The sequence below is a fragment of the Sedimentibacter sp. LTW-03 genome (assembly GCF_052059825.1).
Taxonomy (GTDB): domain Bacteria; phylum Bacillota; class Clostridia; order Tissierellales; family Sedimentibacteraceae; genus Sedimentibacter.
The window spans coordinates 1,725,959-1,750,181 of sequence record NZ_CP197180.1 but is presented as its reverse complement, the minus strand read 5'-3'; the positions used below and the strand labels follow the sequence as shown (position 1 = coordinate 1,750,181).

The following is a 24,223-nucleotide window of genomic DNA, read 5'->3' as shown; positions in this document are numbered from 1 at the left end:
AGGAGCTATGAGAAGGTTTAAAAGCAAGTTGTCAAATAAGTTATCAACAAAATTTTCAAAACCAATTGACATAAACAGAGAAGAGCTTAAAAACAATATTCTGACTATAGGATTATTTGTTTTTATAATAATAACAACATTTTGGCTCATAGACATGGTATTTGGACTGTTAAGCGACTCAATAAATTTTGCTGAAATAAAAAATACGCTGTTATTAATAAGGGATTATGTATTATGGTTTGTTTTGGCACTGCTGTACATTCTTGCTGCCAGAAAAAAACATTTTAACAATGAATCTGTTATTGCGTTTACCTCATTAGGGTCAATTTATACTGCTGTAAAGCTGTATATGGCGGATTTGGGGGCTGCATGGATATTTGTGGTTGAGTGGATTATAATTACAATGGCAATTTACAACATTGTTAAAATTGTATTTTCACATTTCAGGCCTGTATCAGAGTAAGGATTAATATATCATATCTAGTATCAAATATTAAATACTCGTAAAAGAGGGCAACCAAGCTGTAAAATGGCAAGGTTGCCCATGCTCTCGTATTAATCAAGTAATTTTAGCACAGTAATTTACTAAAATTAATGTCGTTTTTGTCCTACTGGAATTCTATGCACTGTATACCATTTTTCCGTCTACATATGTTTTGATAATATGTGTTTCAAGTATTTCTTCATCGTCGTTTAAATTGAACAGATCTTTATCCAAAATGATAAAATCTGCAAGCTTGCCCTTCGATATTGATCCCTTTATTTTTTCTTCTCCAGATGCATAGGCTCCTTCAAGCGTATAAGATTTTATTGCTTCGTACATACTCATTTTTTCATTTGGAAGATAAGTTTTTTTCTCGTTTTCTGTAATGTTTTTTCTTGTAACAGCAGAGTATATATTCGGCATCGTGTTGAGAGCTTCAACAGGGCAATCGGTTCCGAACGGGGTATGGATACCTTTATCAATCATTGTTTTCCATGCATAGGATGTTTCGGCAATTTTATTTCCTACTCTGTTTCGAACTATATCCATGTCATAATCAATAAATATTGGTTGTACAAAGGCAGTTACGTCAAGTTTTTTAAATCTGTCCAGGAGTGCATTATCTGTTATCTGACAATGTACGATGCCGTGCCTTGGATTATGTTCAGGGGCTTTTATTTTAGCATACTCTATTGCATTAAGAGACATTTCGATAGCTCTGTCTCCTATTCCGTGTATTGCTACGGGACAATCATTTTCATGGGCAAGAAGAACTGCGCTGTTTAATTCGTCCTGGCTGAACAATTCTATACCATTTGTCGAAGGATCATCGTTGTAGGGGGTTCTCATTGCTGCAGTCCTAGCTCCCAATGAACCATCACTTAAAAGTTTTATGCAGTTTACACGGTATTTTTCGCTGCCGTATCCAAATCTGTATCCCTTATCAAAAAAGTTTTGAATCTCATCTGTAGTTTGCAGCAGGCACTGCTCTCCTATTCTTATATTTAGTTTAGTTTCCTGCTCCAGCTCGTTATATGCTCTAAACAGCAGATCATAATTATTGCCTTGTACATACCCGAAATCGTCTGTTTGAACAGATGTAAGTCCCTGAGCCAAGGCTTTATCCTGAGCCTCGCATATTATTTTTTTTAAGGAAATTAAGTCTAGTACAGAAGTATTGGCCTTAACTTGTTCAAGTAAATTTTCCTTTATTACTCCGTTTGGTTCACCGTCAGGCATTAATTCAACAAGGCTGCCGTATTGAGGAGCAGTGGACTTATCAAGGTTTATTATTTTCATTGCAGCAGAGTTAAGAACACCTATGTGAAAACATGTACGGAGTATCAGCGTAGGAACTTCACCTGTTATATCATCCAGATCAAATTTTGTAGGAAATCTTTTTTCTGTGAAATAATCATGATTCCAACCTTCGCCTACCAGCCAGAAATTATCTTCGGGCGTTCTTTCCTCAAGCCTTTTTTTCAGTCGGCTTCTGACATCCTGCAGGCTTTTTGTGCCAACCAAGCTGACACTGCTCAAACTTTTGGCAAAATGCACAAAGTGCATGTGGGAATCATTGAATCCTGGAAGAACTAAGTGACCGCACAAATCAAATTCCGAATAGCTGCAGTTTCTTTTGTTTAAATATTCCCTGGCACCTTTCTCGGTTCCGACATATTCGAATCTATTACCGTCAACTACAAATGAATCTGCTTTGGAATTTAAACTTTCAACTGTGTGGATGTTTCCGTTTTTAAACATTGATACCATGTTTTACCTCCGTTTATGATCCGTTTAATTTATCAATAATTATAATACCATATTTCGGCAAAAAAGTTTATTATTCTTATTTAACAAATTTTCGATTATAATTTTAAATAAATTATTATATTAAATTTTCTAAATAAGCTTATTTATTTGCTTAGGTTTTGATATAATTATAATTATAATTTTGAAGTTTATTGCGCAGCAATGAGAGAAGCATATAACTAAGAAGTTGAAACAGAGGAGAGGAATTATGAATAAATATGATGAAAGAGATACTATGTTTTCAAGGATGAATCTTAAAGAGGGTAGTGAATGCTATAAATACTATTATAATAAGAATCCTTCTATGAAAGAAAAGGATGATTTATTGAGAAGCCTTCCTGATATGGGAACCGAAGGCTCCGCAATGTACAACAGTATAAATTCGCCTATGGTTGATGCTGCTTTTAAATACTTAAGTGATATAAGAAAATTTAGTGAAGGAAAAGTGTCTGAAAACAAATCAGAAGTAAATCCGGCTTTAATAACAAAAAAGATCAAGGGATTGGCCGAGCTTTACAATGCAAAATTGGTTGGTATAACGGAATTAAAGGATTACCATTATTATTCTCATAGAGGAAGGCATGAAGAAAACTACGGGGATAAAATTGAAAAAAAGCATAGGTTTGGAATTGTATTTGCAGTGCCAATGGACTTGGAAATGATTATGAGAGCCCCAAAGCTATCTGAAGCTATTGGAGTTGTAAAGGGCTATGTGGAAGCTGCAACTATCGGAATGATTTTGTCTTACTATATAAGAGAGCTTGGATATGATGCTAGAAATCACATGGATGGAAATTACCTGATAATTGCACCGTTGGTTGCAATGGATGCAGGTTTGGGAGAGTTCGGAAGAAATGGGCTCATTATAACCAAAGAGTACGGGCCATGCATCAGACTTGGTGTTGTGTCCACAGACATGCCGCTTATACCTGACGAAAGAAAGAGTTTTGGAGTTAGAGAACTATGCAGAGATTGCGGAAGATGTGCAAGAACGTGCCCGGGGAAGGCAATTTCAAAAACAGATATGGAGGAAAAGGACGGGATACTAAGGTGGAAAATAAATTCCGAAGAGTGCTACAGAAGATGGAGAAGTTTAGGCACAGATTGTGCAATATGCATTGCAAATTGTCCGTTTACGTATGGGATATCTGATGAATTAGTTTCTAATATTAAAACTTCAAATAAGGCAAGAAAAACTATTTTAGAGAATTTTGATAAAAAATACGGAATAAGACCAATAATCAGAGAAGAGGCTGATTGGCTGAAATAAGTAATTAAAAAATTAAAGCGGGGATGTTGATATTTATTTTTATTTGCTAATTGTAAAAATTGAAGTATAATGTAAAATATATATTATTAGAAAAAATTGGGGGATTAGCGTGGATTTAGAAGAAAAGAAACAATTATATAATGCTGTTTTGAATAATATTTCGGATGAGTTAATTATTTTTGAAAAAAATGGAGCCTTAATTAAATTCAATGAAAAGATAAGGACAAATAAAATCGATAATTATGATAACGTTTACACACTTATTGAAGAGATTGAGATTTATGATAAAAATGGAAAGATAATATCAAATGAAAATAAAATATTCAACAGGGTATTAAAAGGAGAACGAGTAATTAATGAAACCTACGGGATAAAAAGCAAAGATGGTTATTTGAGAAAAGAGGTAAGCGGCATTCCGATATATGGAATTGATGGTAAAGTAACAGCAGGAGTGGTAATTTATAGGGATACATCAAAAAAAATAATATTTGAAGAAATGTTATCAAAAAAATCGGAAGATGAAACATTAAACAAAATAGTGGAAAACCTTGATTTGTGCTTTGTAAGGTTCGCATACCCCGGCTACGAAGTTGTAGAGCTTAACAATAAAGCATTAAACTTGCTGTATCAAATAAACGGCAATATGTCAGATTATCTGTCGTTAGATAAACTAAGTATATACAACTTTACTTCTTCAAAAGATTTAGTTAAATTAATAGAAAAATCATTTGATGAAAAAGAAAGCTATCAGGATATCTATAAGTTTGTTATTTCGGGGCAGGAAGTATATTATAAATTTCTATACCAGCCGCTGTATGGGATTAATAAAACAATTAATGAGGTTATTTCCATTGGTCTTGATGTAACAAAAGACACTAAATCACAGATAAAAATGAAAAAGGCTCTTAAGATTCAAGATGAGATTTATGCAAATGTATCTCACGAGCTTAAAACTCCGTTAAGTGTTATATTTTCAGCAAATCAGATGATGGATATGTATATTAAGAGCAGCAATATTAAAAATAACAGTAAATTAATAGAATACAATAACATAATAAAACAAAATTGCTACAGGCTTACAAAATTAATTAACAGCATCGTAGATATAGCTAAAAAAAATTCTAATAATTTTAGTTTAAATATAAGAAATGAAAACATAATTGCAATAGTTGAAAATATTGTTCGCTCTGTAACCGAATATGTTAAATTACGCCAATTAAGAATAGTGTTCAGCTCAGATATTAATGAAAAAATTATTGCGTGCGATTCCATGCAGATTGAAAGAATTATGCTTAATCTTATATCAAATGCACTAAAATTTTCTGACATAAACAGTGAAATATTTGTAAACATAGAATGTAAAGATAATAAGGTAGTAATATCGGTTAAGGATCAGGGAACAGGGATTGAGCCGGAACATTTAAAGCATATTTTTCAAAGATATTACCAGGTAGATAAATCTTTAAACAGAAATGCTGAAGGAAGCGGTATAGGACTGTCACTTACAAAGCTGCTTGTGGAATTACATGGAGGAACTATATATGCCATAAGCAAAGTTGATGTGGGAAGTACATTTATAGTAGAACTTCCTGACAAAAAAATTGATGACAGCAAAGATATGAAGCTTATAAAAAATGAAAATAACAAAATTGAAATGATAAAGATCGAATTTTCTGATATTTACGATATTTAGGATTTTACAGCTATAATATGGAAATCCAAATACTAGTAAGTTTTTAAATTATATTGACAAATCTAAAAATTAATAATAAAATATATTTAGATAATTATCTAAATGTCTAAATGAAAGGATTTGCTATAAATGGGATTTCAAGAAAGTTTTAAGGCATTATCAGACCCGACCAGGCGCCGCATAATAGAATTATTAAAAAATAACAAGATGACAGCAGGTGAAATAGTTGAGCATTTTGAAATGACAGGAGCTTCTATCTCGCACCACTTGTCGATATTAAAAAATGCAGGTTTGATTATAGACGAAAAACATGGGAAATATATTTATTATGAACTAAACTTATCGGTGGTTGAAGAAGTAATGACATGGCTTGCTTCATTAAAGGAGGAAAAGAAGCATGAATAAAATATTTAAGAAAGAAAATTATAAGCAGTGGATTTTATTTTTGGTAACATTTTTGATAGCCTTGATCTCGTATAGTTATCTTCCAGAACAGATACCTGTTCATTTTGATATAGCTGGTAATGTTGATCGATATGCGGGAAGAATATATATTTTTCTTGCCCCGTTTGTAATTCTTATAATGAATATATTTGCCGAATTATTCAAAAATGTTGATCCAAAAAGAGAAGCTTATAATAAATTTAATAAGCAGTATTACATGATTTTCTTATTGGTATCATTGTTAATGATGATAATTCAGCTGTATACAATAGCTTTCAGTTTAAATATTAAAATCATGAACATAAGTATACTGATGCCTTTTGCTGTAGGATTATTATTTGCTATAATCGGAAACTACATGCCTAAGTTCAAGCAAAATTTCTACGCAGGTATACGAACAAGCTGGACTCTTTCAGATGAAGAGGTGTGGTTTAAAACACATAGGCTTGGAGGTAAAATATGGTTTGCGGGCGGGATAGCGATGATGGTGTCGGCAATACTTCCGTCTTACTTGAAAATGAAGGTTTTTCTGGGAATAGTAATTATCATAACACTGATTCCAATTATATATTCATATATTGCATACAAAAATAAATTTAAGTAAAATACGGAAATTTGAAACAGACAGTAGTGATATGATACTTCCAAAGTAGACAGTCCAATTAATTAAAATTAGATCATCTACTTGGAGGTATTTTTTATGGGAAGAAAAGTGAAGTATAGCAAAGAAGTAAAAATTAAAGCTTGCAAAGATTATGAGAAAGGTCATACCAGTCTTCAAGGAATTGCAGATGAAATTGGAACTACAAGAGAAGTTGTGCGTCAATGGTATCTAAGATATAAAGAACACGGGCCTAATGCTCTTGATTCATCAAGTAGAAACCAACCATATAGTAAGGAATTTAAGCTGTCAGTAGTAGAAGAATATACTTCAGGTACTTATGCACTAGTATACAAATGGACAAGGGCGTATATAGACAGGGACTTGAAGCACTAAGATATCAAAAGCGTGGACCAAAGGCAAAATCTGAAGTTTATGAAAGTAATTTAACAGAAATAGACAAACTAAAATTAGAGCTAGAAAAAGAGAAAGCATTAAGAAAAAGAAGAGAATTTGAGCTTGAAGTTCTTAAAAAAAAAGAGGAAATCGAACGACAACTTCGCTCTCGAATGTTTTGGGTATTACAGCTAGAATTAGAATAAAGAAAGTTAATCGTTACAATGAAAAAAGATTTCAAAAAAGACTAAGATGCATGGCTCCTTTAGAATATCGAAACCATGCATCCAAATGTGCATAAAATTTTTAATTAAATTACCTGTCTACTTGACGAAGGTCAGTTCAAGTTGTCTGCTTTTAAAATTATTGTTATAATAAGTTTTCTTTTATGACTCTTGGGCTAATCCAGCGCATCATGTTTAACTTTGAGCCTGCTTTGTCATTGGTACCTGAGAGCCTTGAACCTCCAAATGGCTGTTGTCCCACAACTGCTCCGGTAGGCCTTACATTGATATAAAAGTTGCCTGCTGAATGAGTGAGTACCTTTTGCGCTTCTTCTATGGCATATCTGTCGGTAGAAAATATTGAACCTGTAAGCCCGTATTTTGAAGTGCTGTCACATAACCTTAAGGTTTCACTATATTTTTCATCTTCATATAAATAAATTGTCAGCACAGGACCAAATATTTCTTCTTCCATTGTTTTAAATTTTGGGTTATTAGTAAGAATTATTGTAGGTTTAATAAAATATCCTTGGCTGTCATCGTACTTACCGCCGGCCAGAATTTCAGCTTCCGCAGATTCTCTTGCATATTCGATGTACTCAACTATAGTATTGAAAGCTTTTTTATCTATAACCGCACCCATAAAAGTATCTATTTCTTCAATATTACCGACTTTTATATCATTAGCTTTTTTTATTAGATCGTCCTTTATATCATCCCACACGCTCTTTGAAATGTAGGCACGTGAAGCAGCAGAGCATTTTTGTCCTTGATATTCAAATGCTCCGTCAATAAGACCTTTAATCAGGCTCTTTCTGTTGGTAGACGGATGCGCTATAACAAAGTTCTTTCCACCTGTTTCACCGACAAGTCTTGGGAATGTCCTGTAATTTGCAAGATTGTTGCCGACACTTGCCCATAAATCGCAGAATACTTGTGTTGAGCCTGTGAAGTGAATACCGCTTAAATATTCGCTAGACAATACTGTGCTGCTGATTACCCCTGCATTTCCTGGAATGAAGTTAATCACGCCTTCTGGCAATCCTGCTTCCTGCAGCAATTTATAAACGGTATAAGCTGAGTACACAGAGTTTGATGCAGGCTTCCATAATACTGTATTCCCTGCCATAGCAGGAGCACTCGGAAGATTTGCGGCAATCGAGGTAAAGTTAAATGGAGACACCGCGAATACAAAGCCTTCCAAAGGTCGGTATTCTGTTCTGTTCCAAACTCCTTTCGATGATATTGGCTGATCGCTGTATATTTGCTGTAAAGCATGCGCATTAAAATTTAAAAAGTCAATTAATTCGCAGGCAGAGTCTATTTCAGCTTGCTTATATGTCTTACTTTGAGTAAGCATAGTTGCTGCATTTAGTTTTGCTCTCCACGGGCCTGATGCTAATTCTGCCGCTTTAAGGAATATTGAAACTCTGCTTTCCCAAGGGATGCTTTCCCACTTGCTTTTAGCGTCTAAAGCTTCTTTAATTGCCAGCTTGGTCTCTTCTTTTCCGGCTTTGCAGTATTCGCCGATTATTTTGTTGTGGTCATGAGGAAGTCTGCATTGCCCTTTATCAGACGTTCTGATTTCTTTACCGCCGATAATTATAGGTATATCTAAAGATGAATTTTTCATTTTAGTTATCTCAGCTTCTAGCTCCGCACGTTCATTGCTGCCAGCAAGATATTTTAATATGGGTTCATTTTTAAATTTTATTTCTTTTAGAATGCTGTTCATAGAGACTCCTTTATTGGTATTTTTTAAACAAAAATATTTTTATATTAAATATATATAATAATTGTACATTAATAAACATAAAACATCAATAAAAAAACGAAAATATTAATTTTTTTCAAAATTTAAAAACGTTTCGAAACGTAAAAAACTTTGAATTTGAATGTTTAAGAATTAATAATGAGGCAATAATGTAAAATGCAATAATTTAAATATTTATTGCATTTGTTTATTTATTTAAAATATAGCAAATTATAGCTTTGTGCTGGTGTGGCGGATAATTTGACAATTAAATATCTGAAAGTCAAATAATATACCGAAGGTTATTGCATAAGGTGCTGTGGTTGTAGTAAAATATAAACGACAAATGTTTTATAATCTTATTAAGAAGGGGAAAACTATGGAAAAAATCAGAAGTAACAATTTATTTAATTCAAAGCCGGATGATAATAGACTTCAAAAGGAACTGGATACATATGAAATGCTGGATAAACTAGGTATTGAATTTTCCGGAACAGATCATGAAGCTGCAATGACAATGGAGGGTATTCAATCGGCAGAAGAACTTCTTGATGTAAAAGTTAGCAAAAATTTATTTCTCTGCAATTCGTCCAAAACAAAATTTCACCTGTTGATAATGCCGGGAGATAAGAAATTTTTAACTAAAAAACTTTCAAGCCAGATAAATAGCCCCAGACTTTCATTTGCAAGCGGGGAATACATGGAGGAATATTTAAATATTACTCCTGGCTCATTAAGTATTTTTGGCCTTATGTATGACAAAGAAAATAAGGTGAATCTTATAATTGACAAGGATGTGTTGAAAGATGAATATTTTGGATGTCATCCTTGCATTAATACGTCAACGCTTAAGATAAAGACCTCAGATTTGCTGGATAAATTTCTTCCATATGTAAAGCATGAAGCATCCTTTGTGGAATTATAGCTGCTGCCTACAAGTAAAAACATATGAAGTACATCAAAGTGCAAAATATATGTAAAGCTGATAACATGTGTATCAGCTTATATTTTTACTATTTTAAAAAGGTATGCTATCGGTTGGTTCGTAAAAAAACTCATAATGTGAGAGGGGACTTTCTTCTCTTTCTATATGGCGAAGGTTAATTTGATAAGAAGTAGTTATATTTGGATAAATTTGGATATCAAAAACAAACGCTCCAAAGTATCCTTCGGCTTGAACCGAAAACATGTACATTTTAATATAATTTGGATCATTAGGATGCTGTAATTTATTTAAAGTCGGCAGTTCTATTATCGGAGAATGCCCGTTAATTCCTGTTCCTACGGTTGCCATTAACTGGCCTTCGCCTTTTTCATGGTATTGGCCGGTTATAGTCAGCAAGTAAACATGTATCATTGCATTTTCAACAGGATTAGTTTCTACGTTATTATAAACGCTTATTTCTAAATAACCGGTTTCTCCTTTTTGGCTGCTCGCATTTTCTTTACTATCAGAGCCAGGAGGTACATTGTTTTTTTTGGCAATTATGTTTCTGCATCTGTAAGGCTTTGGATTCCTATTCAAAACTATCCTCCTTCTATCGTATTAGACATCACAATACTATGTTTATTATATGTACGCACAACTAATAAGATACCTTCCTTTGATTTAGTTTTTAACGTATATAAAATATAAGTTTTAAAAGTTGCCTTAATATGGTAAAATATACATGAAAAGTAGTCGGCACCGTACAAAATTATCTAGCAATTAAAATACTAGAAATCAAATATATGGAGGTAGTTATGGTTACATTTGACGACTTTGCAAAAATAGATATAAGAGCAGGTGAAATAATTAAGGCGGAGTTTTTTGAAAAAGCAAGGAGACCGGCATATAAAATGGTTATTGACTTTGGAAATGAAATAGGAGTAAAAAAATCAAGCGCACAAATAACTGATTTATATGAAGTTAATGACCTTGTAGGGAAACAGGTGCTTGCAGTTGTCAATTTCCCGCCGAGGCAGATTGCAGATTTTATGTCTGAAGTCCTTGTTCTCGGAACATATTCAAAGGATGGCGTCGTCTTGATACAGCCTGACAGAATTGTTGAAAAAGGTGACAAACTGGGGTAATTATTCATTATTATGATTAATTTTCTTGTTTAGCTGCTTTTAAAACGGATATAAGTAGTAATAGGAGGGGATGTTATGAAAAAGATACTTGTTCCGGTTGACGGTTCAAATGCATCCATAAGCGCAGTCAAAAAAGCTATTGAATTAGGAAGACAATATAATTCAGAAATAAAACTATTATCTGTGGTTAAAGCATCTGAGCATAGGGGAACAGCCAAAAATGAGAACTTGTGGAGCGCAGTTGACGGCTCTGCAATAGTAAACAGTGCTGAATTGGAAGATAAGCTGGAGAGCAAATATATCGAAAATTCTGAAACGCTTTTGAAGCAGATAGTAACTAAACTAGATTTCAGAGGAACCAAGGTTGAAACAGAAGTGCTGACCGGAGATCCCTTTGAAAAAATTATTGAAACTGCACAAAAAGGATATTACGACCTTATTGTAATGGGAAACAGAGGTTTTTCCAAAATTAAACGTTTCTTTGTTGGATCTGTAACGCAAAAAGTTATTTCTGAGTCTCCATGTCCGGTACTTGTAATCAGAAGCAGCTTTGAGCCATAATGGTTTATGTCTATAAAAACTATCATTATAATTATACTTTAATGATAGTTTTTTGTTTGAAAGTTTGTTGTTGAACAAATATGTATTTGATATAATTTAAATATAGTTGATTTACTAAGGAATACTTACAAGGAGGATTTTATGAAAAATTTAGTAGTGTATTACTCCAGAAGCGGAAACACAAAAATTGTTGCAGAAGAGATATCAAAAATTATCGAATGTGAACTAGAGAAAATAGAATTTTTGAACGATATAGGATCTGTGCGTGCGGCATTTACGTCACTGATTGGGTGTAAAGCAAGGATAAAGCATTTAAATATCGATCCTAAGAAATATGACAATATATTTATTGGCTGTCCGGTTTGGGCCGGAAAAAGTGCGACTCCGATGAATACATTTTTAAATAATTTTGATTTTACAAACAAAAACGTATTTATTTTTATCACGCAGGCTGACTCTAAAACACCTGTTAAAGTATATGAATCTATTTCTAAGAGGGTAGCTGATAAAGGAGGTAATGTGGCTGACATGTTTTTTGTTCAAACTAACATGAAGAGTCTGATTTCATCACAACAAGCAATGGAGGCTGCAACAGAATGGATAAATAAACTGCGGTTAAAATAGGATAGTGCGGTTAATAGAAGAATGAGCTGCAGAGGTTTATAATATCATTAATATATTGAAATATTTGTTCTAATATAATATAATATCACTACTATAACTGTTCCAGCGAGTGAGGAAATCATGATGGACAAAGAGGTTAACGAGCAAACGTATTCTGCTCATAGTATGTGCTTGAAGGAAGACGGCTTTTATAAACATTTGTTTGAAGAGCTGCCTATTGGTTATGCATTTTTAAAAATACTTTTTGATGAGACAGGCATTCCAACAGACTATGAATTTATAGAAGTCAATGCAATTTTTGAAAAAAGAACAGGGTTTAACAGAAAAGATATCATTGGAGAAATGCTCTCTGAAGTTTTTAAACACATGAACAAAAGTGAACTTGACAGAGTAAATTTTTATGCGAAAAAGACCCTGTATGAAGGAAAGCAGGAGTTTGAATTTTATTTCGGCATTGTGAATAAATGGTACAGAGTAAGTATGTATTCTCCCAGGGAAAGTTATCTGGCAATGTATTTCACAGGAATAACAAATGAAAAAAAGCAGTTAGAAGAACTTGAACAAAGCAGGAGAAGAATGAAAAACATTATTGAGGCTACTAATGTTGGGACATGGGAAAAGAATATGCTTACAGGCGAGTATTTCTACAATGATAGATGGGCTGAAATTTTGGGGTATACTTTGGAGGAATTGTCTCCTATAAGCAAGTCTACATGGCAGAGACTGGTGCACCCGGACGATTTAAAAAAGCAATTTATGATAGATGAAAAAATGTACAATAAAGAAATAGATTATTACGATGAAGAATATCGAATGATACATAAAAACGGAAGAATCGTATGGATACAAGATAAGGGAAAAGTTATATCGTGGACTGAGGATGGAAAGCCTTACATTATAAGCGGAACACATACAGATATAACATCAAAAAGAGAAGAGCAGGAGCAGATACTTTATTTAAGCTACTGTGACCAGTTGACAGGCTTATACAACAGAAGGTTTTTTGAAAGCAAACTTATCGAAATGGATTTGCCAAAAAATTTACCTATTACACTGATTATGGCTGATGTGAACGGACTGAAGCTTGTAAATGATTCCTTTGGACATAACCTTGGGGATGAATTGCTCAAAAAAGCTTCTGATATTATAAAAAAGGGGTGCAGAAAGACAGATATTGTAGCAAGGCTTGGAGGGGATGAGTTTGTGGTTATATTAACCAATGCATGTTCAATGCAGGCTGAAAGAATAATTAAACGAATTAATTCTATTGCTTCAAAAGAAAAGGTCGGCGCTATAGATATCTCTATTTCATTTGGATACGAGACAAAAAACAGTGCAAACGAAAATATTCAGGATGTGTTTAAAAATGCCGAGGATTACATGTACAGACATAAGCTGTACGAAAGCTCAAGCATAAGAAACAAAACAATTGACCTAATAATGAGCACATTGTATGAAAAAAGCAGCAGAGAAATGCAGCATTCCAAAAGAGTGAGTGAAATATGTGAAGCTTTGGCCGAAAAAATGAAATTTGACAGGGATAAGATAAATCAGATAAAAATAGCAGGGTTAATGCATGATATAGGCAAAATGGGCATAGACGAAAAAATTCTTAATAAAACTCTAAGGCTAAGCGATGATGAACAGAGGGAGATAAAAAGGCATCCTGAAATCGGATACAGAATCTTAAGTTCGTCAAATGACTTTTCCGAAATTGCCGAATACGTTTTGAAGCATCATGAAAGATGGGATGGGAATGGCTATCCTGGAGGCTTTAAGGGAGAGGAAATATCTATACAGTCGAGAATTATAGCGATTGCAGATGCATATGATGCTATGACAAGTGACAGGCCCTACAGAAGGGGTATGAGTTCAGAGGAAGCACTGAAGGAATTAAAAAGGTGCTCGGGCACGCAATTTGATGCTGATATTACAGAAATATTTATTAGTATGATTAAAGAAGCACAGACATCCAAATGCTGATGAATGTTGGGTTTGTTTAGCATGCGGTGATAAGTGGCATTCGTTTTACAAATGGTAAATTTTTTATACAAAAGAGCATTTTGCTCTTTTTTGTTTGCAATATTTACATATGTTTTACTCCGTAAGGGTTTTTAGTTTACTTATGCAACGTAAAATTTCATATGTGTTCCTTTATCAAATACGCTGGTTATAGCGCAAAATGAAAATTTGCTGGATGAGATACTTAAATATAAAAAATAAAAATAATTTCAGTTTTGACTTAATACAGTATATCTGATTCTACAGACTATGCTGTTTTTTTATGTCAGGAATTCATATAAAATAATAAATAGTTTTCAAATTATGAAATTTACTTTATAATAGAGATATTACTAAAGTAAATTTACATAAATGAAGATAGGACTAGAAGGGGAAATTATTGATGAAGACTATTATTTTAACAGACTCAAGCTGTGATTTGTCGCGAGAATATTTAGATGAGAATGGTTTGGAAGCTATACCTTTCCCATATACTATAGGAGAAAAGGGATATGTTGATGATTTTGGAAAATCTCTCAGCTACGATAGATTTTATGACGAGCTGAGGCATGGAGCAATGCCTTCTACTTCACAAATATCTGTGTATAATTTTGAAAAAGTATTTAGAAGATATATAGATGAAGGAAAAGCAGTTATTTATATAGGGTTTTCCTCGGCTCTGAGCCAAACATTCAATAATTCCATACTTGCCAGAAACAATATACTTGATGAAATTCCTGATGCGAATATTGCGGTAATTGATTCGAAAAGTGCTTCCATAGGCCTGGGCGCAATAATTTTTTATGCCAATAATCTTTTAAAGAATGGAAAATCATATGGCGAAATTATTGAGTGGGTTGAAAACAATAAACTTAGATCCAACCATTGGTTTATTATTGACAGTCTGGATCATTTAAAAAGGGGCGGTAGGATATCTGCTGCCGCTGCTGCAGTAGGAAGCATGCTTGATGTCAAGCCTATGCTTAATGTAGATGACGAAGGAAAATTAAATATTATCAAAAAAATAAGAGGAAGAAAAAAAGCACTGAAAGAATTGCTTGATAAACTTCAATTGATTGAAACCCCAGAAGAGCAAGTGGTTTTTATAAATCATGCCGATTGTGCTGAAGACGCGGAGCATCTGAAAGAATTGGTTATGAAAAGGGTTAAGGTAAAAGATGTGGTTATTAATAATATAGGACCTATAATTGGATCGCACACCGGGCCAGGGATGATATGCCTCGTATTTATGGGAGAAAAAAGGTAAAATTCGTAAATTGCGCAAAACAAGGAAGAAAATGATTTATATTTTTTGGTTTGCCTTGATTTATGTGCATAGTTTTGATAATATAACTATTTATAACAGCTTGTAATACATAATTTAATTTGAGGATGGCTATGGATAAATTAAAGAAAATGATAATAGACCGCGGTGAAATAAGGGAAGGCAATGTTCTGAAGGTTGACAGCTTCTTGAATCATCAGCTTGATATAGGCTTCTTATACGAAATGGGAGAAGAGCTGCACAGGCTTTTTAAAGACAGGGATATAACGAAAATATTGACAATTGAAGTAAGTGGTATTGCAATAGCTTCGATGGCTGCATTGTGCTTTAACGTTCCGGTTGTTTTTGCAAAAAAAACTGAAAGCCTTAATTTAGATAAGGATATATATAATGGAAAAGTTTTTTCTTACACAAAGAATAAGGAATATAATATCATGATAAGCAAAAAATACTTAAATAGCGAAGATAAATTGCTTATAATAGATGACTTTCTTGCAGAAGGAAATGCTATGAAAAGCTTGATTAAACTGGTGAATGAAAGCGGTGCGTCTGTTGAAGGTATCGGCATTGCCATAGAAAAAGGATTTCAAAAAGGCGGGAGCTATTTAAGAAATGAAGGCTTTAATTTAAAAAGTCTTGCAATTGTAGAAGATATGAAGAACGGAAAAATTGTTTTCAGGGAAGATTAATCCAAATGAACATTGTGCTGAATATTTTATATCATATTGATTAAACTAAAAAAAGACTGATAATCAGTCTCTTACTTACAATGGAGGTAATGGTTTAACTATGGATAAAAATTACTGCATAGCTAATATGAAGGAAAATGACTGCGAATATTTCAAACGCATGGAAGAACAAATGAAAATGGAATTAGGCAGAGATATTGTTTTAATTGCCTGGGAGAAAAATAAGTAAGTTGTAAATAAATAAGACCGTGTAAGCGGTCTTATTTATCGATGATTCATTAATACTATTCATACAGATTGCATATTTCATGTATTTTATTAAGTAAATTCCACGTTTGTCTGTCTAATTTTCCGGTTTCGAGCAAGTAGCTTGACCTTTGGAACATTTTAACAGCTTCTTCTGTTCGTTCATCAAATACTCCGTTCAAATCAATATCTGGATAATTTTTATATTTTTTATGATAGTTTTTTAGTATTATTTGTAATATATAAATTAAATTGCAACTGTCGACTCGTTTGTATGACTCAACATTTTTTGGAAAGCAACATACTGGGCTTGGAGTATTGATACAGTGCATACAGTTCGCATGTTCCTTATTGAGAGTGCTCCATGTAGAAAAGTCAACCTTTCCGGTAGCGGGGAGATTAAATTTTTTTTGAAATTCCTTTACTGCAAGTTCAGTTTCTCCGTTAAATTTTCCGGTGGGCAGTACTTTAGGGATATCTTGATGTATATTAGAAATATCTCTCAATTTAAATTGTATTTCCAGAACAGGATTTGCAGCTTTCACAGCGTCTAACTTACTTTTCATTTTTACCTCCTTTATATATACATTAGCCGGCACTGGTATCTTATTTATTTTTTCTTCTACTTTCTGAGAACCGGAGTTAGATTTATATTAAATTGTGTTACTATATCAGGATATATTTCTACGTCTATAACAACGGTTGTATGATATCCCGGCGATTCAATAACAAGATGATACTCTGAAGAACCATTCTCTGTAGGTGTTTCCATATTATGCAATACAGGCAGATTTAATTATTAACCTCCAATATCACTCCCGGGGAATTGACCTATATTTCTTGAATTCCCAAATCTTAGATTTCTATATATAAGTATTATTCTGTTCCAAGTGTATTGATCCACCACACCCGTTTCATCTATTCCAAAATAATTTTGAAAGTCTCTTACGGCCTGTTCTGTTTTTGGTCCGTACACTCCATCGGGATCTATGGGAGGCAATCCTTCAAGTACAGAACCTATATATGCCAGGTATTGTTGAAGTATATATATTTCCGGCCCTTCAGAGCCCAGTTGGAATACGGTGCCGGGCCATAGCAGAGAAGGAAGAGCGATGGCAGTCGGCGGCAGTGTCTCGAGTATTCCTTCAACAGCGTCATACATGGCATTCCATGTTTGTTCGTCTACAATTCCTGTTATGGGAAGCCCAAATGTGTTTTGAAATTCCATTATGGATGTTCTCGTAAGAGTATCTAATATACCGCTGATATCAACCGAAGGAATTGTATTATAATATGCGGACAAAACGTTAAGAAAATACTGAACTGCCTGAACTCTCGGTACTACCTCCTCGGATCCCGGCGTCGGTGTAAATTGAGGAATTTCACTCAGCATAATACCTTGTGAAGTTAATTCGGCCAAGGATGTTACTGCAGTGTATATTCTTCGAATGCTGTACCAGGTCGGTTTATCTATGATACCTGTAACCGGGAGGTTAAAAATTCTTTGAAATTCTTCTACGGCTGCTTGTGTTGGTTCGTCAAATGTTCCTGTGGGACTTGGAATTTTCGGTATTGCCGGATAATTTGTGGAAATTGTATTAAGCGAAATTTGCATCAGAAGCACATAGGGGTTGTTGTCCCCCAGCTGAAGCGGAATTCCAGGAAATGTTTCATATGCTTCAGCTAATGGAGTATCGGTTCTTAAATCAATATTATCCCCGTAATAATATTGAAGAATCTCATATGGTGTATAACCTTGCTCAGATAAATCTACTGAACCCCATTGAAGTAGCCCGGGGCATTGTGAAATACGACCGTCGCAGAATTGTGCATAAAGAGGTTCAAGACGTCCTTGTTTTACGATGTAACTGTCAAATAAATCATCAACAATAGCTGCAACGTTGTCGAATATTCCTCTGTTTGGAACGAAGGCCTGGTCGTAACGGGTATCGTTGGTAATATCAAAATTGTACCCTCTTGACCTGTACCACTCAGTAAAGACTCTGTTTAATGCTGTAGAAACTATGGCGTATACATTTGCTCTCAGAGCCTCTTCAGGCCATGTGGGATATAATTCACTGGAGGCAACATTTTTTATATAGTCTAAAAAAGATACCGTTACGTTTTCGGCAACTTCATCCGGAGATCCCAGATGAACTGTTATTGCGGCCGGTATTACAACTTGTGTTAATCCCGGAATTTCTATACTCATTATAGCACCACCTTAATCATTTGAAATATCAGCCGGACTCGGAGGTATGACAAAAGTCATATCAGGTCTTGATTCTGTCGGGCCTGCTGCTACCGGAATCATATCAATAGTAAAATTTGTTGTAATGTCAGGAAACACACGGAAATCAAGAATGTTTACAGTATAATAGTTAATAGCTTGAATTCGTAGATTGTAAGTTGTATAAGACCTTCCACCAGAGGCTGTACCGTCATATAGTACAGGCAATTCTATTGTGGGAACCTGACCGTTAGCATCTGTGACAAGATGTGTTATGACATTTTCTTCATTGTTTTCATCGAGTGTGTATACTGTAACAACGGCATCTTCCACAGGCAAAGCGCCTGACGCAGTAAAAACGCCCACTGATATGTATCCAACTTCTTCCGATTCTTCTTCGGTTATCTTACTGGGCTCTGCCGGAGCTGCAGGAATATCGCCTGGCGGGAGTCCCGATTCGGGAGCCTGTTCTCGTATAGCAGGCTGCTGTTCATTCTCAGGTTTCTGTTCCGGAGATAACGGAGGAGTTTCCTGGGCAAAAACAGATGAAGAATAGATTTTGTTTGACAGTATATTTCGTGCCGTATAGGACTCATTACTGCTAAAATAATTGTCTTTTAAATATGAATCTGGTATAAATGGATAATTTTTATTTTTCAGAATAGTCACATCCTTCCGATAAATTACATAGTAAATAATATCTATTATATGCATTCAGACTCGATTTGCTTATCCCGTGATTGAAAAATCGAAAGAGTTTATCATTGATTTAAACAGCGAGTTTATGCGAACAGCAGATGCCGCAAAATAGTACAAGCCTGAAAATATCTGTTATAGCAGATAAAATTGACATATGTCGGTTTAGAATAAGATATATAGGGTATTTATTAATTATATTTTAGATGAGGAGGATTTATGAGAATAATTATTGTTGGTGCAGTAGCAGCAGGCACATCTGCTGCAACAGAGATAAGAAGAAACGATAAAAATGCAGAAATAGTAATTTACGAAAGGGATAAATATATTTCGTATGCAGGGTGTGGCATGCCATACTATATTAGCAACGAATTTACAGATTTAAGCAGTTTAATTCCTCGGAACTCTGAATTTTTTAAGAAGAAAAGCAATATAGACGTAATGACCGAGCATGAGGTTGTGTCAATAGATCCGAATTCAAAGTCAGTTACAGTTAAAAACATTTTAATGAATGAAACATTTACTGACATATATGATAAGCTTATAATTGCAACTGGAGCAAGAATTGATGTACCTGATATAAAAGGAATTGAAAGAAATAATGTCTTCTTTTTGAGAAATATAGAAAATATGAATTTAATTAAATCATTTATTGAAAGCGAAATTCCTAAAAAGGCTGCAATTATCGGAAGCGGTTTTATAGGTATGGAAATGTGCGAAAGTTTTAAAAAGCTTGGAATGGAAGTGACATTAATTGCACGGTCTACAATTTCAAAAGGCATGGACGGAGACATGACATCCTATATTGAAAATTATCTAACACAAAAAAAGGTCACAGTAATTACGAATGCACCTACAAAAGAAATCAATGAAAAAGGTGTAGTATTAAATGACGGAAAAATTGTTGAAGCCGACATAATACTGGTTGCTGCAGGTATAAAGCCGAATGTTGAGCTCGCTGCCGGCGCAGGAGTTGAAATAGGAGTTACAGGAGCGATAAAAACTGACAAGCATATGAGAACAAATATCGCTGACATTTACAGTTGCGGGGACTGTGCAGAATCTTATAATACAATTACCGGTAAAGCTATGTACAGGCCGTTGGGATCAACCGCCAATAAAACGGGAACAATTGCAGGAAGCAGCATATGCGGAAAAGCTGATGAATTTAGAGGCATACTAGGAACGGGAATTTACAGAATTTTTGATATGACTGTAGGGCAGACCGGATTATCTGAAGCAGAAGCTAAAATGAATGGATATGATGCGGTTTCTATAATAGATCAAAAATATAATAAACCTGAATACTTGGGTGGAAAGCCAATAATTATAAAAGCTGTTGCCGACAGAAAGACAGGAATTGTTTTAGGAGCTCAAATAGTAGGCTTCGAAGGAGTAGATAAGAGGCTTGATGTATTTGTAACTGCTATTTCATTGAAGGCAAAAGCTGAAGACTTAATGCATTTAGATTTGGCTTATTCACCACCATATTCTATTCCTAGAGATCCGGTTTATTATTCGGGAGCAAAATTGAGAGCGGCTTTAGACGGCAATCGCAAAAAGTAGCTGCCGCTCACAAAATTGGTGCGGGGCTTGCGGTATATGAAGTTATACAGTAAGCCTTGCCTTTATTTTTTCCCCTGCAAACACCGCAACGGCGGCTTTTAACGTATCTCCCGGAATGAACATGAACATCCCCATATTTAGTATTTGAGCCATTGTAAAGTTCTTTGCAAGCATTATATTCAGTATGTAGTACATGTATGGAATCCCGATAGCGTACAATACCGCAGTTCCTGCAAATACAGCAAGTAATAAGTTTTTTGCTGTTGAATTTTTTTCGGCTATTTTTCCTGTGATATATGCTGCAAATATGTATCCTATTAGGAATCCGAAGCTTGGTTTAAGGACGTGCTGCAATCCCCCTGAAAAACCTGAAAATATAGGGAGGCCTGCTAATCCCAGCAGAATATAAACCAGTTGTGAATACATTGCTTTTTTTGAACCAAGCATTATACCTGATAAAAGTACAAAAAAAGATTGAAGTGTAATTGGCACAGGCCCTACGGGAATTGTAAGAAATGCACCTATTGCAGTCAATGCGGAAAACATTCCTATTTGTGTAATATCCTTTGCTGTAAGTTTCATTGTAGTCATAAATACTCCTTATTTAGTATATTAAAATGATGTTCTTTTTCTTATTGTTGCTTTCTAACAGATATTTCTCCTGAATGGAGAATTTCCTTATTGTCGTCATCGTGGAAGACAACCAGCCCACCATGTTCATCTATATCCTGGGCGTACCCTTCAATCCACTTGCCATTTTTTAGGTATCTTATTCTTTCGCCTAAAATCATGGACCTATCCTTATATATCTTTAAAAATGACCGGGTTTCAATTTCATTGCATATTGACAAAATATTGTTTATTATTTCTGCTGAAAGTTGATTTCGTATGGAGTGACCTTCCCTTGAACTAAATATAGATCCGGCTGTTTCTTTTAGCTCCGGCGGGAAAAGTTCGGTCTGGACATTTAAACCTATGCCGACTACGATGCTGCTCACTGTTCCGCTTTCCATATCAGTAACTGCTTCCGTCAATATTCCGCAAACTTTTTTACCGCCAATATATACATCATTGACCCATTTGATTTCAGCATATTGGTTTGTGAATTTATCGATGGAAAGACATACGGCAACTGCTGCGGCAGTAGTAATCAGCACAGAATCAGATATGTTCAGCTTTGGCTTTAAAATAATACTCATATAAATGCCGGATTCGGACGGAGAATAGAAACTTCTTCCCATTCTGCCTCTGCCTTCGGTTTGCTCCTCAGACAAAATTACAGTTCCATGATCTGCATGTTTCATTGACATAAGTTTTGCTTCTGTGTTTGTGGAACCAATAGTTTTGTGAACGGTCAAAGATATATTTTTGTATTCGTCGCTTAAAAATGTCCTAATACCCTCTGATGATAAAATATCCGAAGTTTTTGACAGTGAATACCCTTTGTTAGAAACTCCTGTGATTATGTAACCTTCATTTTTTAGCGAATTAATTGCTTTCCATATAGATGTTCTGGAAACACATAGTTTTTCTGCCAGTTCCTGTCCGGAGATACTCTTGCCTTTATATTGCTCCAAAATATTTAAAACCTCATTTTTTACTGTCATACTATCACCTCGATATGATATTATATAATTACAAAGAAAGATTGTCAACCAAAAAAAAAAAATGGTTAACAATACATCTATCTTATTGTAAAAGATTTTAATTTTATTTTGGAACAAATTTTGAACAGAATAAGTCTATTATAAGAAAGAGATAAAAAATACCGGCTGATTTTTGTATTGCATTAGGCAATATTTTTGTGTATGGAGTTAAAATGTATAAGGAAACATTGGAATATATTTAAGAGAGGGTTATTATGAAAAGAAAAAATTTAACATACGGTCTAATTGCATTGATTTTGTTTGTTAATGTATTCTTGGTAAATGCATCTGCCGCAGAATACGATGAAAATGAAAGCGGAAAAAAGTTTAAAGTTATAGGATATTATTCGGGGGACTTGTTTGATGAGCCCTTGGAGAATTTGCAGACGGATAAGTTGACTCATGTCATATATGCTTTTTTGATTCCTCAAGAGGATGGTTCGCTTATTGAATTGAAGAATCCAGAGAAACTTAGAAAATTGGTTGAAAAATGCCATGCTGATGGAACGAATGTTTTCATTGCTGTGGGAGGCTGGTCATATGAAGGGAACACCTTGCAGCCTGTATTTGAGGAGATTGCTTCATCGGATGAAAAGAGAAAAGCGTTTATAGAAAATATAGCTGATATTGTTGAAGAATACAACCTTGATGGAGTTGAGCTTGACTGGGAGCATCCAAATGCAAATACTGCATTTGATTATGAAAAACTTGCAGTTGAGTTGAGTGAAGCACTAAAACAGATGGGAAAGGAAATGACAGCGGCACTAAACGGTGCTTGGTCTAAGACTGCTGGGCCGGAGCCTTCTATGGTACTGACGGACAAATGTCTTGAAAGTTTCAGTTTTATAAATGTAATGGCATATGATATAAGTAATGCCGATCACAGCCCTTTGTGGTTTTCCGAAACATCCATAGATTATTGGCTGAACAGAGGAGTACCGTCCGAGAAAATTGTACTTGGAATGCCTCTATATGCCAGACCCAGTTGGATGCAGTACAGACATTTAGTTTCTATGAATACAGAATATGCATATACGGATTATGCGCCAACAGACCCGCTGGAATCATATTATAACGGAATAAATACGTTAAGAGAAAAGACTGTAATATCTTTGAGCAAGGCGGGGGGAGTAATGCTTTTTGATGTCAATGAAGACACAAATGACAAATATAGCATAGTCTCCATGATAGACGATATCGTTAAGAAAACTGCTAATTTATCAGCAGATGAAATGAACAGTTATGTAACAGTTGTTTTAAATGGAAGGGAATTGGTGTTTTCGGAAAGCGAAGGCTATGGAAAGCCGTTTATAAGTGAAGCAGGCAGAACGATGCTTCCGCTCAGGATGCCTCTGGAGGCAATAGGAGCGAAAGTGAGATATGACAATGAAAATAGAATTGTAACTGCTGTCAAGGATGATATAACAGTAAAAATTCCAGTTGATAAAGATGTTGTTTATATAAATGAAAAAGAAATTAAAACAGATGCAAAATCATTTATAATAAGCGGAAGAACGTACATTCCACTAAGAACGGTTTTTGAAGCGTTCGAGTATCAAATTGACTGGCACGGCAGCAGCAGAACAGTTTTGTTGACAGAAAAGGAACAGGAAACTAATTAGATTTATATTAAGATAGACATTATATAGCTTTAATAAAATAAGATGTGAGGAGTGTGGAAGAATGTACAAGTACAAGTTTGTAAAGGCAACAACAGGAGGAGTATTTAACGGAAAACAAAACCACAGAGAGTTAATAGACAGGTACAGCAGAGAAGGATGGAGATTTGTAACTGCCATACCAACGGAAAGCAACGGACATGGTGTTATATTCGAATTTGACCTGGTGTTTGAAAGGGAAATGAAACAAGAGTGATTAAATATTAAAATTAAGTCCTTAATTGACTAAGTGTATAGTTAGGGCTTTTTTGAT

The 24,223-nt window shown here is 34.6% G+C and carries 28 protein-coding genes; 19 read left to right on the top strand and 9 right to left on the bottom strand.

The window, feature by feature from the left end; genetic code table 11:
• Window positions 1-7 precede the first annotated feature (7 nt).
• Complete coding sequence (locus tag ACS3UD_RS08775) at window positions 8-463, top strand: hypothetical protein (protein WP_213924269.1); 456 nt, start codon at window positions 8-10, stop codon at window positions 461-463.
• Between the two features lie 156 nt (window positions 464-619).
• On the opposite strand, the gene ACS3UD_RS08770 is transcribed toward ACS3UD_RS08775, so the two are convergent.
• Window positions 620-2,254, bottom strand: coding sequence for an amidohydrolase (locus tag ACS3UD_RS08770; RefSeq protein WP_308139980.1), 1,635 nt, complete (start codon window positions 2,252-2,254; stop codon window positions 620-622).
• 247 nt (window positions 2,255-2,501) lie between these two features.
• On the opposite strand from ACS3UD_RS08770, the gene ACS3UD_RS08765 reads away from it, so the two are divergent.
• From ACS3UD_RS08765 to ACS3UD_RS08735, 7 genes are all read left to right on the top strand, one after another.
• Window positions 2,502-3,563 carry a 4Fe-4S dicluster domain-containing protein gene (locus ACS3UD_RS08765; RefSeq protein ID WP_308139981.1) on the top strand — a complete coding sequence of 354 codons (1,062 nt, stop codon included), beginning with the start codon at window positions 2,502-2,504 and terminating at the stop codon, window positions 3,561-3,563.
• Window positions 3,564-3,672: 109 nt separating this feature from the next.
• A complete protein-coding gene (locus tag ACS3UD_RS08760) occupies window positions 3,673-5,256 on the top strand; it encodes a sensor histidine kinase (RefSeq protein ID WP_308139982.1) in 1,584 nt (527 codons plus the stop codon).
• Between the two features lie 129 nt (window positions 5,257-5,385).
• Entirely contained in the window at window positions 5,386-5,661 is a 276-nt protein-coding gene (locus tag ACS3UD_RS08755; protein WP_213924265.1) for an autorepressor SdpR family transcription factor, read from the top strand.
• On the top strand, window positions 5,654-6,304 hold the full coding sequence (locus tag ACS3UD_RS08750) for an SdpI family protein (protein ID WP_308139983.1): 651 nt from the start codon (window positions 5,654-5,656) through the stop codon (window positions 6,302-6,304). The genes ACS3UD_RS08755 and ACS3UD_RS08750 overlap by 8 nt, the downstream gene beginning before the upstream one ends.
• 96 nt (window positions 6,305-6,400) lie before the next feature.
• Window positions 6,401-6,697 carry a transposase gene (locus ACS3UD_RS08745; protein ID WP_308139984.1) on the top strand — a complete coding sequence of 99 codons (297 nt, stop codon included), beginning with the start codon at window positions 6,401-6,403 and terminating at the stop codon, window positions 6,695-6,697.
• A complete protein-coding gene (locus tag ACS3UD_RS08740) occupies window positions 6,658-6,903 on the top strand; it encodes a hypothetical protein (RefSeq protein ID WP_308139985.1) in 246 nt (81 codons plus the stop codon). The genes ACS3UD_RS08745 and ACS3UD_RS08740 overlap by 40 nt, the downstream gene beginning before the upstream one ends.
• Window positions 6,876-6,998 carry an IS3 family transposase gene (locus ACS3UD_RS08735; RefSeq protein WP_374049903.1) on the top strand — a complete coding sequence of 41 codons (123 nt, stop codon included), beginning with the start codon at window positions 6,876-6,878 and terminating at the stop codon, window positions 6,996-6,998. Before ACS3UD_RS08740 ends, ACS3UD_RS08735 begins: the two co-directional genes overlap by 28 nt.
• 68 nt (window positions 6,999-7,066) lie before the next feature.
• Here ACS3UD_RS08735 and pruA read toward each other — a convergent pair whose 3' ends face one another.
• Window positions 7,067-8,656: an L-glutamate gamma-semialdehyde dehydrogenase gene (gene pruA, locus ACS3UD_RS08730; protein ID WP_308139986.1), complete on the bottom strand. Its 1,590-nt coding sequence runs from the start codon at window positions 8,654-8,656 to the stop codon at window positions 7,067-7,069.
• 397 nt (window positions 8,657-9,053) lie between these two features.
• On the opposite strand from pruA, the gene ACS3UD_RS08725 reads away from it, so the two are divergent.
• Window positions 9,054-9,599 carry a prolyl-tRNA synthetase associated domain-containing protein gene (locus ACS3UD_RS08725; protein WP_308139987.1) on the top strand — a complete coding sequence of 182 codons (546 nt, stop codon included), beginning with the start codon at window positions 9,054-9,056 and terminating at the stop codon, window positions 9,597-9,599.
• A 93-nt stretch (window positions 9,600-9,692) separates the two neighbouring features.
• Here ACS3UD_RS08725 and ACS3UD_RS08720 read toward each other — a convergent pair whose 3' ends face one another.
• A complete protein-coding gene (locus ACS3UD_RS08720) occupies window positions 9,693-10,199 on the bottom strand; it encodes a hypothetical protein (protein WP_308139988.1) in 507 nt (168 codons plus the stop codon).
• A 218-nt stretch (window positions 10,200-10,417) separates the two neighbouring features.
• On the opposite strand from ACS3UD_RS08720, the gene ACS3UD_RS08715 reads away from it, so the two are divergent.
• The 7 genes from ACS3UD_RS08715 to ACS3UD_RS08685 all read left to right on the top strand — a co-directional run bounded on the left by ACS3UD_RS08715 (window position 10,418) and on the right by ACS3UD_RS08685 (window position 16,136).
• A complete protein-coding gene (locus ACS3UD_RS08715; RefSeq protein WP_308139989.1) occupies window positions 10,418-10,747 on the top strand; it encodes a tRNA-binding protein in 330 nt (109 codons plus the stop codon).
• A gap of 75 nt (window positions 10,748-10,822) precedes the next feature.
• A complete protein-coding gene (locus ACS3UD_RS08710; RefSeq protein ID WP_308139990.1) occupies window positions 10,823-11,308 on the top strand; it encodes a universal stress protein in 486 nt (161 codons plus the stop codon).
• Window positions 11,309-11,449: 141 nt separating this feature from the next.
• The gene (locus ACS3UD_RS08705; RefSeq protein WP_308139991.1) at window positions 11,450-11,932 is read left to right on the top strand and encodes a flavodoxin family protein; all 483 of its coding nucleotides are present in this window, start codon (window positions 11,450-11,452) and stop codon (window positions 11,930-11,932) included.
• Window positions 11,933-12,052: 120 nt separating this feature from the next.
• The gene (locus tag ACS3UD_RS08700; RefSeq protein ID WP_308139992.1) at window positions 12,053-13,915 is read left to right on the top strand and encodes an HD domain-containing phosphohydrolase; all 1,863 of its coding nucleotides are present in this window, start codon (window positions 12,053-12,055) and stop codon (window positions 13,913-13,915) included.
• Between the two features lie 421 nt (window positions 13,916-14,336).
• Window positions 14,337-15,200 (top strand): DegV family protein, encoded by an 864-nt coding sequence (locus ACS3UD_RS08695; protein ID WP_308139993.1) that lies wholly within the window; start codon window positions 14,337-14,339, stop codon window positions 15,198-15,200.
• A gap of 131 nt (window positions 15,201-15,331) precedes the next feature.
• The gene (locus ACS3UD_RS08690; protein WP_308139994.1) at window positions 15,332-15,907 is read left to right on the top strand and encodes a xanthine phosphoribosyltransferase; all 576 of its coding nucleotides are present in this window, start codon (window positions 15,332-15,334) and stop codon (window positions 15,905-15,907) included.
• A 100-nt stretch (window positions 15,908-16,007) separates the two neighbouring features.
• Window positions 16,008-16,136: a hypothetical protein gene (locus ACS3UD_RS08685; RefSeq protein WP_308139995.1), complete on the top strand. Its 129-nt coding sequence runs from the start codon at window positions 16,008-16,010 to the stop codon at window positions 16,134-16,136.
• Between the two features lie 55 nt (window positions 16,137-16,191).
• Here the strand turns inward: ACS3UD_RS08685 and ACS3UD_RS08680 are convergent, their stop codons facing one another.
• The 4 genes from ACS3UD_RS08680 to ACS3UD_RS08665 are packed head-to-tail and all read right to left on the bottom strand — an operon-like array spanning window position 16,192 to window position 19,097.
• On the bottom strand, window positions 16,192-16,719 hold the full coding sequence (locus ACS3UD_RS08680) for a peptidoglycan-binding domain-containing protein (protein ID WP_308139996.1): 528 nt from the start codon (window positions 16,717-16,719) through the stop codon (window positions 16,192-16,194).
• Between the two features lie 56 nt (window positions 16,720-16,775).
• The gene (locus ACS3UD_RS08675; RefSeq protein WP_308139997.1) at window positions 16,776-16,925 is read right to left on the bottom strand and encodes a hypothetical protein; all 150 of its coding nucleotides are present in this window, start codon (window positions 16,923-16,925) and stop codon (window positions 16,776-16,778) included.
• A 27-nt stretch (window positions 16,926-16,952) separates the two neighbouring features.
• Window positions 16,953-18,365: a peptidoglycan-binding domain-containing protein gene (locus tag ACS3UD_RS08670; RefSeq protein ID WP_308139998.1), complete on the bottom strand. Its 1,413-nt coding sequence runs from the start codon at window positions 18,363-18,365 to the stop codon at window positions 16,953-16,955.
• 12 nt (window positions 18,366-18,377) lie between these two features.
• Window positions 18,378-19,097, bottom strand: a complete 720-nt coding sequence (locus ACS3UD_RS08665) for a carboxypeptidase-like regulatory domain-containing protein (protein ID WP_308139999.1) — start codon at window positions 19,095-19,097, stop codon at window positions 18,378-18,380.
• A 201-nt stretch (window positions 19,098-19,298) separates the two neighbouring features.
• On the opposite strand from ACS3UD_RS08665, the gene ACS3UD_RS08660 reads away from it, so the two are divergent.
• Complete coding sequence (locus ACS3UD_RS08660) at window positions 19,299-20,645, top strand: FAD-dependent oxidoreductase (RefSeq protein ID WP_308140000.1); 1,347 nt, start codon at window positions 19,299-19,301, stop codon at window positions 20,643-20,645.
• Between the two features lie 42 nt (window positions 20,646-20,687).
• Here the strand turns inward: ACS3UD_RS08660 and ACS3UD_RS08655 are convergent, their stop codons facing one another.
• Window positions 20,688-21,236 (bottom strand): biotin transporter BioY, encoded by a 549-nt coding sequence (locus ACS3UD_RS08655; protein ID WP_308140001.1) that lies wholly within the window; start codon window positions 21,234-21,236, stop codon window positions 20,688-20,690.
• A gap of 41 nt (window positions 21,237-21,277) precedes the next feature.
• A complete protein-coding gene (locus ACS3UD_RS08650; RefSeq protein WP_308140002.1) occupies window positions 21,278-22,252 on the bottom strand; it encodes a biotin--[acetyl-CoA-carboxylase] ligase in 975 nt (324 codons plus the stop codon).
• A 254-nt stretch (window positions 22,253-22,506) separates the two neighbouring features.
• On the opposite strand from ACS3UD_RS08650, the gene ACS3UD_RS08645 reads away from it, so the two are divergent.
• Together ACS3UD_RS08645 and ACS3UD_RS08640 are read left to right on the top strand one after the other, a co-directional pair.
• The gene (locus tag ACS3UD_RS08645; protein ID WP_308140003.1) at window positions 22,507-23,913 is read left to right on the top strand and encodes a glycosyl hydrolase family 18 protein; all 1,407 of its coding nucleotides are present in this window, start codon (window positions 22,507-22,509) and stop codon (window positions 23,911-23,913) included.
• 61 nt (window positions 23,914-23,974) lie between these two features.
• A complete protein-coding gene (locus tag ACS3UD_RS08640) occupies window positions 23,975-24,166 on the top strand; it encodes a DUF4177 domain-containing protein (RefSeq protein WP_308140004.1) in 192 nt (63 codons plus the stop codon).
• Window positions 24,167-24,223 lie beyond the last annotated feature (57 nt).